Below are 317 nucleotides of genomic sequence, written 5' to 3'. Positions count from 1 at the left end.
GTCCTTGCTGAACGCGTTGCCCGCGCCCTGGGGACCGACCACCGCGTTCAGCTTGGCGATGGTCGTGTCGATGGTGTCGCTGGCGGTCAGCGTGGTCGATACCGCGGTGCCTTTGACCTGCAAAGTGATCGTGCCGGCAGCGGCGGAGAAGGCTGCACCTGCTGTTCCGCTCGTGTTGAGCTGCGTGGCTAGTGCCTGGTTGGCTGTCGACTTGGCCTGTTCCACGATCTTCTGGATCGAAGTTATGCCCTGCTTTGCCGCCTGGATCGTCTGCATGCCGTTGGAGAGGCTGTCGAGCAGCGTGCCGAGATCTGAGC

General features: G+C 63.1%; 1 pseudogene. It reads right to left on the bottom strand.

Annotation, left to right across the window (positions count from 1 at the left end):
* A pseudogene (locus MKK55_RS25170) lies at positions 1-317 on the bottom strand (flagellar protein); the annotation flags it as partial.

Origin of the sequence: Methylobacterium sp. J-059, assembly GCF_022829485.1 — a bacterium.
GTDB lineage: Bacteria > Pseudomonadota > Alphaproteobacteria > Rhizobiales > Beijerinckiaceae > Methylobacterium.
The sequence above is the reverse complement of the archived record's forward strand: the minus strand, read 5'-3'. Positions and strand labels throughout refer to the sequence as shown.